The following is an 8,083-nucleotide window of genomic DNA, read 5'->3' as shown; positions in this document are numbered from 1 at the left end:
TTAGCAAAATCAGGCTTTTTAATTTCAATTCCTTTTTTGTATTTTTTTACACATTCTAATTTAAATTCTAATGAATATTTCATAAAAAATCCCCCTTTCTATTTTTCTAAGAAAAGAGGATCTGCTCACTCGCAGTTTTTTATTATATTTTTCTTTATTTTTAAAGCTATTTTGCAAATTTTTGCATAATAAAATCCAAATCTAAATCTTTTGTGGATTTAACAACTAAATCAGCTGTTTTAAAAGTAGGATCTAATTCTTGTGAAATTACAACTGCAATCATATTAGCATTTTTAATAGCCATAACTCCAGCAGGAGCATCTTCAAATCCTATGCATTCTCTTGGATCTAAATTTAGTCCTTGTGCTGCTTGGATAAAAATGTCTTTAGCTGGTTTTCCATTTTTAACATTTGCAGGATTTACTATAAAATCAAAGAAATGTTTAATTTCTAATTTTTCTAAAATCGTTGGTGCATTATGGCTACTTGAAGCAATCGCTAATTTTAAATTTCTTGATTTTGCTTTAGAAATGAAGCTAAAAATATTTTCTAATAAAGAATTTTTATTAATATGTGTTTGTAAAAGTTTTTTATAAAATTCATTTTTTTCTTCACAAATACTTGCTAATTGTTCATCTGTTAAAGCAAGTTTGTTTTTTGAAATATTAATAATTGCTTTTAAAGTATCTAAACGAGATAAACCTTTTAATTTTTCATTATCTTCTTTTTTGTAATCAATATTTAATTTTTTAACTATTTCTTTTCAAGCTATAAAATGTAATTCAGCTGTATCAGTAATTACACCATCTAAATCAAAAATAAAGCCTTTAATCATATTTTACCTCAAAAGTTTTTGCTTGTTTTTCTACAGTAGTTGGCACTTTATTAATGTAAATAAATCCTTTAAATTCCTTTTGAGAAATGTTTTTAATTGAAAAATTTTCTTTATTAACACTAACTTCAAATAAACAATTTTGATATAAAAATCTATAAACTAATTTATCTCAAGCAGAAGGTAAAATTGGATCTAAAAATAATTTATCATCATGTCAATCTAGTCCACCAAAGCCAAAAACTATCATTTGATAAATAGCAGCTAGTGAACCAGCGTGAATTCCAGCATCTGAAGTATTCATTTGTGGTCCAAGATCAATATTTATTCCGTATTTAAAAAGTTGGTAAGCTTTTTCAACCATTTTTAATCTAGCTGCTTCAATAGTATAAGTAGCTGGTGAAAGTGAAGAATCATGAGTGGTAATTTCTTCATAATAATTGAAATTTTTCCTTCTTATTTCTTCATTATAAAGATGTGGAAGTAAATTTAATAATAAAACCACATCAGCTTGTTTGACTAATTGAGAAGCTAAACGTTTGTGTCCCTCTTTAGTTGAAAAAAGTTTTTTACCAGCATCACCTAACATTTGAAAAGGGCGAACATCAATTTTATCCAGTTTTAAAAACTGATCATTTTCAGCAATGATTAAGTCTTTATTTGGCTGTTGTTGAATTAATTTTTTAGAAACAAGTTTGAGTTTTTTCTCATTAATCGGATAAGGAATTTTTTGCTTGATTTTTTCTCAGATTTTTACTTTATTTTTCTTCAAGAGTTTGATATATTTCAAAGCTAAATCAATATTTTGTTTAGCAAACATATTAATATAAGCGTTGTTATCTATGTTTCCTTTATATTCATTTGGCCCCATAACATCTAAAATAGCAAATGAACCATCTAGTTGTAATTCAGCTCGATTAGAATAAAAAATAGCTGTGTCAATTATCATTTCATAACCCATTTTGTTCATAAATTCTTCATCTTTGCTAATTTGATAATATTGATTTACAGCATAAGCAATATCAGCTGATACATGAATTTCTTGTCTTCTTGAAGCAATTGGAACTTGTTTTCCACTAACTACATCAACTTGACCTCAATAAGGACAAACTTCACCATCTGTTGGTCAAGCCATTTCCCAAGGAAATTGTGCTCCTTCTAAGTTGCTTTCTTGTTGTCTTTCTTTTACTTCTTTTGCTTTGGCTCTTGCGCCTTTGATTCCTTTATATCTATAAGTTAAAAGGTTTTTCACAATTTTTGGTTCATTAAAAAGATAAATAGGATTGATAAAAAATTCTGTATCCCAATAAGTATGTCCTTGATAACCTTCGCCGGATAGACCTTTTGCACCAACGTTCATGTTTGTTGAATGTCTTGGGACAAAACCATTTAGATGAAAAATAGCGAAATCCAAAGCTAGTAAATCATACTTACTTTGTTGATCTTGACCTTCAATTTGAACAAAAAATTGATTTCAAACTCTTTGGTGCATCTTCTCAATTGAAGCTTTTTTTAATGTTTTATAACGTGAATTTAGTAGTAATTGATGTTTTTCATCAGCTCTTTGTTTTACTTGTTGTTTGTCTAAAAGACTATGTTTTCCATCTACAGAGCTATGAACTGACATTAGTTTTTCTAAAACTATAACATCACCTGGTTTTACTTTAAGTTTTATTTTAAAACCTAAATAACGGCGTTTCATTTCAACAATGTAGTTGTCATTTACGCCTTTAATTTGTTGACCATTTAAATAAAGTTTAGAAATCAAATTGTGAATTACTCAACGTTTAGAAAAAGTAGTTTGTTGTTCCATTTGAATTGATTCTGTTGTTGGTCGAGTTTTAAAACCTTCACCAAAGTGTTGAGTTCCTGTGTTTGTTACTTGGGCGTTAATGGCTGGTTTTAAAATAATTTCTACTTCTTGGTTATTGGTGGTTTGTTCAACTTTTATTTCTATTTTTTGTGCATACACATATCTATCGTCATGAGAAACAAAACGTTCAAAATGTAATAAAAATTTCCCGTATTTTCTTCTTATTTCTAGATTTCTTTCTAAAAAACCATCTCTAATTCAAAGAGTTTTGTTGTATTTATCTTCAGTTTTAACTTCAAATTCTTCTGATTCAATTATAATGGGTGTGCTCATTAAATCAGCTAAGTTTACAAGTTCGGGAACATCAAATTTTGTATCTTGATTGAAAATTCCGTTGACATAAAATCCTTCTTTGTTATAAGAAGTTCTTTCTTCATCTGCACTTCTAATTCCCATGTGACCATTTGCAAGGCTAAAAATAGATTCAGTTTTTGCTGTTAGAGCTTTATTGAACTTGACTTGTGATACTCTTTTGTTATCAAGATCATAATTTAAATAAGACATGATATTCCCTTTAATTTATAGTTGTTTTTTTATTAAAATAGACTCAAAAGGCCTAAAAACACTTTTAACAATTTTTTTATCTTTATAAGAACTAAGTAGTTGAAAATTGTTGTGGAATTGAGCTTTAATTTCTTTAGAAGTTAGATTTAAATAAGCAATAATTGCTTCATTTTTATAGCTTCTTTTAATCATTACTAATCCATTATCAAGAACTTGACACTCAGATGTTCCATATATTAAAACATCGTGAAATTCTTTTTTTCTTATCTTAATTAGCTTTTGATAAAAGTAAAAAATACTATCACGATCTTTTAATGCTTTTTCAACATTGATTTTGCTTGATCTTCTTCCTGTTTTTAACCAAGGTGTTTTTGAAAGATTAAATCCAGCATTTGTTGAACTATCTCATTGCATTAAAGAACGACCTGCATCACGTGAGTTTATATTCATATATTTGAAAAATTCATCTTCACTATAAATTTTTTCTTTGTCTACTAAAGAAGCAAATCCATTAAAAATATCTACATCTCTAAATTGACTTCTTTTTTCAAAATGAGTATTTAATAACCCAATTTCTTCACCATAATAAATGCAAGGAATTCCTTTTAAAACAAAGAGCATTAGTGCATGTGTTTTAGCTGATTCTTCTCTAAAAATATTTTCATCACCTCAGCGAGATACACTTCTAGAAGTATCGTGATTGGATAAAAAATTAGTAAACATATGAGGTTTTATTTGTTGATTATGTTGAAAAGGTTGTTGTTGAATAATAAAGTTTTTGTAATCTCAATTAGCATCAAAACCATTTCTTCCTGTTTGTTTACCTCAGCCAATTCATCATCAAGAAAAGTTGTAAAAATTTTGTGAAACTTGATTTTGTCCAGCTCCGTAATTTAAAATTTCATCAGCAGTTATACCAGAAGCTTCACCTAAAGTATAAGCATCTGGTTTGTCAGAAAATGCTAATTTATTAAATGTTTTTAGATACTCAACAGCCCCTACATTTCAAGCAAAATAAGGATTTTGATCTACATTTTCAAAGGTTTTTGAGACATGTTTAATAGCATCGAGTCTAAATCCTCTAACTCCTAATTTATATCAAAAATTAATAACATCAACCATTGCTTTAATAGTGTTTGGATGTGATCAATTCAAATCAACTTGTTCTTTAGAAAACAAATGAAAATAATATTTTTTAACACTAGGAACATACTCTCAAGCTGAACCACCAAAAATACTTGTTGCTTTTTGTTCTTCACTTGTTAGTTTTTCTCTTCAAATGAAATAATCATGCTCGAGATTTTGAGTGGATAAACAAGCTTTTTTAAATCATTTGTGGTTATTGGATACATGATTTAAAACAATATCCATTATGATATCAATACCTAATTTTCTGGCTTGTGTTGCTAGTTCTTTAAAATCTTTTAAGCTACCGAATTGTTTTCAAACTGATTTATAATCTAAAACATCATATCCTGCATCAACAAAATCAGTTTTATAAATTGGACAAAGTCAAATAGCATTAATTCCTAATTTTTTTAAATAAGGTAATTTTAAAGTTATACCTTTTAAATCACCATTACCATCATTGTTTGAATCATAAAATGAACGTGGAAAAATTTGATAAATTATTTTATCTTCTAATTTAATTGTTTTCATTATATCTCTTTATTAAAATGGATGAATTAGCTTCTAAAATTCCCCTTTTATGCTTGATTTTTGAAGAAAATAAGACTTTATCTTTTAAAGACACATTATAATTAAAATTTTCTTTTGAGAAGTTGTGTATTACTTCGACAACTTCTTGATTTTGCTTGATTTGATAACTAATTATTGCCTTATTTTTATCAACTTTTAAAAAGGTTAAATTATCTTTAATTTCTTGATTAGTTGCTAGTCTAAAAAAGTTGGTTCTAGCTCTAAATTTATTTAATTTAGCTATAAAAATGAAGACAAATTTATAAACTAAGTCATTTTTTAAATGATCTCATTTTAAACCATTTGTATAATCTGAAGTTTTATAAGAATTAGGATGATAAGACAAATTATCTGGTTGTTCATTGAAATCATCATATGAAGAAACAACACATCTATTTGAATCTTCACCTGAAAGATCACATGGTTTTGATTGTAACAGTTCGCTACCTGCAAGCATTAATTGTCTACCTTGAGCAAAAACACTCATCATCAGTGCTTGACGATAAATTTCGATTCTTTGTTTTAAAGATAAATTTTGACTCGCAGTTATATTGATTTTATCTCATAAAGTAAAACCATCGTGACAAGCAATGTAATTTAAAACCATTGAAATATCTTTAGCTCATAAAGAATAATTATTTGCAGCATGGAAAATATTTTTGAAATCATAATCTTGAATATTTCCTACAATTGAACTAACAAAATTTTTAAATAAGTCTTTATTTTGTTTGATAATTAAACCAGATTCTACACTTGGATCATCACTACCTTTAATGCTGTTTCTTATAGTATCGTTAAAATAAGCAAAGGATAAATTATTAGAATTAACTCCTTTTATATATGATTTTTCATAATCGAGATCACTAAAAGGTCAAGCTTCTCCGTGCAAGATAATATTAGAATTTATCTTTCTTAGCTCTTGAGTTAGTTGATCAATGGTTTCTTTATGCATAAAACAAGATAAATCAAATCTAAATCCATCAACATTAAATTCTTTAGCAAAATATTTTAAAGAATCAATTATTAATTTTTTAGTCATAAAACGTTCATCAGCAAGTGGCGGATATTTTACAGGTTTTATTTTGGCTTGATTTCTGAAGTAATAATTTTTTATTACGTTGTTTAAAATGTTGTTAGTAAACATATGATTATAAACTACATCTAAAATAATTCCTATACCATTTTTGTGTGCTAGATTGACAAAGTTTCTAAATTCTTTTATCCTTGCATAAGGATTACTTGAATCAGAAGAATAAATCCCATTAATTGAAAAATAACTATGTGGATCATATCCTCAGTTATAATTTGTACTTCATTTTTTAGCTTGTGATTTATAAATAATTTTTTGATCTTGATCATTAACACTAAAAGCTGAACAAATTGGCAGAAGCTGAATGTGTGTAAAACCTAATTTTTTAACATAAGAAAAAATATCAGCTTCAATTAGAGCATTAAAAGTTCCTAGTTTATTTTTAAAAAGGTTTTGATCTTTTAAACTAGTAAAATCTCTAACATGAAGCTCATAAATATTCGCATCTGTGTGATTATTTTTTTTATAAATAAGTTTTTTAGGTTTTTGTCCAGCAAGAGTGGATTTTATATTAATTAAAGCTCCAAAACCTACTTTATTTTCATCTTCTTCTCAGTTAAAAGTTGCAAGTGAAATAGCATAGGGATCTAGAGCAAAAGTTATTTTATTTTTGTTATGAAATATTTTATATTGATAATATAATCCTTCAAATTTTAAAGGAATAAAAGCACTTCAAACATTAGATTTTTTTGTTGCTAAAAAACTAGTTACAGGAGTTGAAAAATTACTTTTATCAAAGATTAAAATTTCAACTTTTTTAGCTAGTGGTTGTCATAATTTTACACTGATTTTATTACTTAAAAATTTGATACCTAAATCAGATTTTTTATACGAATATTCTTTATCAAAATCATCAAAAAAAGCTTTATTTTTCACATTGAAAATTATAGTTTAAAACTAAGTAGTAAATTATAAAAATTCTGGATTCTTGATGTATCAAAAATTAGAAAAAAATTAGCTTTTTTGCTTCAAAAATGAAGCAAAAAGAAAAATTATTGTTTTAATAATGAACAGATAATTCTTGGTGAAAAAATAAAAAATGCTCTGGTTTTACATAGTATTTTCCAGCTATGCAAACACCTATTTTGTCATAACCTCAAAAGGTAATTACAACCATATTTTCTAATCCAAATTTTGCTACTTTTTCATATCTTAATTCATATACAATATTTTTGATTTGACTTTTTTCATTTAAGATCGCAACTAGTGGTCTATTTAAGTCCAAAACTTCGTCTTTTTCTAAGTCATTTTCAGATATAAAAACTTCTGCATCAGCTATATGTTCACCTTCTTTAAAAAGCTGTTTTTCGTAATATCTATAACCATTAATAAAGTTGATTTTTCTAGATTCAAATCATTGAGGAATTTTTTGTTGTTTTTGTGTTGCTTCAATTTTATCCACATGCAGTAAAAATGAAATGGGTTTTATGAAATTGTGAAAATTTTCAGCTATAAAATAACCTTTTTTTGGCACAGCATAAATTGCACCAATGGAAAATAATCTTTGATACACTCTAATTACAACAGTTCTTGAACAAGAAAATTTATCCATTAGTGCATGTTCGGAAGGAAGAGGACGGTTTAATCTTCCTCTTTTGGAATTAATAATTGAAATCAGATAATCTATTACTAAATTGGTCTTTGTTTTTGCGTTTTCTTTGTTATTTTCTTGTGCGCTTAAAAAATCTCTAACATATTTTTGTTCATTATTCATAGCATATATTTTAACAATTTTAATTAAAAAAATGAGAGAAAAATGAGGTGATACCCTTTTCTTGAAAAATTTTTGAGTGTTTTAATTAATTATAATTTGAAATGAATGTTTCCCTAAATTTAATGGGAGACATTCATTTTATTTTATCTTTAATTCGTTTGTAATTGTAATAATAAATATAATTTGCAATTGCTTTGTGAAATTATTTAAAAGTTAAAAATTCTTTTTCGCGACCATAAAAACATTCTCTTTTTAATGTCCCAAAAAACGATTCAATAACGCTATTATCTAAACAATTTCCTTTTCGAGACATGGACTGAGTTATTCCTTTTTGTTTTAATTTTTCTGAAAATTGTTTATGTTGATATTGTG

5 protein-coding genes and 1 pseudogene are annotated in these 8,083 nt (G+C 26.5%); all 6 read right to left on the bottom strand.

Annotation, left to right across the window (positions count from 1 at the left end; translation table 4 throughout):
* Window positions 1-166 precede the first annotated feature (166 nt).
* Window positions 167-835 (bottom strand): beta-phosphoglucomutase, encoded by a 669-nt coding sequence (pgmB, locus tag F801_RS0103915; protein ID WP_013302017.1) that lies wholly within the window; start codon window positions 833-835, stop codon window positions 167-169.
* Window positions 828-3,209, bottom strand: a complete 2,382-nt coding sequence (locus tag F801_RS0103910) for a glycosyl hydrolase family 65 domain-containing protein (RefSeq protein ID WP_020104687.1) — start codon at window positions 3,207-3,209, stop codon at window positions 828-830. The genes pgmB and F801_RS0103910 overlap by 8 nt, the downstream gene beginning before the upstream one ends.
* 15 nt (window positions 3,210-3,224) lie before the next feature.
* On the bottom strand, window positions 3,225-4,868 hold the full coding sequence (locus F801_RS0103905; RefSeq protein ID WP_014335437.1) for an alpha-amylase family glycosyl hydrolase: 1,644 nt from the start codon (window positions 4,866-4,868) through the stop codon (window positions 3,225-3,227).
* On the bottom strand, window positions 4,855-6,873 hold the full coding sequence (locus F801_RS0103900; protein WP_020104686.1) for an alpha-amylase family glycosyl hydrolase: 2,019 nt from the start codon (window positions 6,871-6,873) through the stop codon (window positions 4,855-4,857). Before F801_RS0103900 ends, F801_RS0103905 begins: the two co-directional genes overlap by 14 nt.
* Before the next feature lie 124 nt (window positions 6,874-6,997).
* Window positions 6,998-7,711 carry a GntR family transcriptional regulator gene (locus F801_RS0103895; protein ID WP_015084074.1) on the bottom strand — a complete coding sequence of 238 codons (714 nt, stop codon included), beginning with the start codon at window positions 7,709-7,711 and terminating at the stop codon, window positions 6,998-7,000.
* A gap of 85 nt (window positions 7,712-7,796) precedes the next feature.
* Window positions 7,797-8,083: pseudogene (locus F801_RS04150) on the bottom strand (IS3 family transposase); the annotation flags it as partial.

The organism is Mesomycoplasma hyorhinis ATCC 17981, assembly GCF_000383515.1.
Classification (GTDB): Bacteria; Bacillota_I; Bacilli_A; order Mycoplasmatales; family Metamycoplasmataceae; genus Mesomycoplasma; species Mesomycoplasma hyorhinis.
The sequence above is the reverse complement of the archived record's forward strand: the minus strand, read 5'-3'. Positions and strand labels throughout refer to the sequence as shown.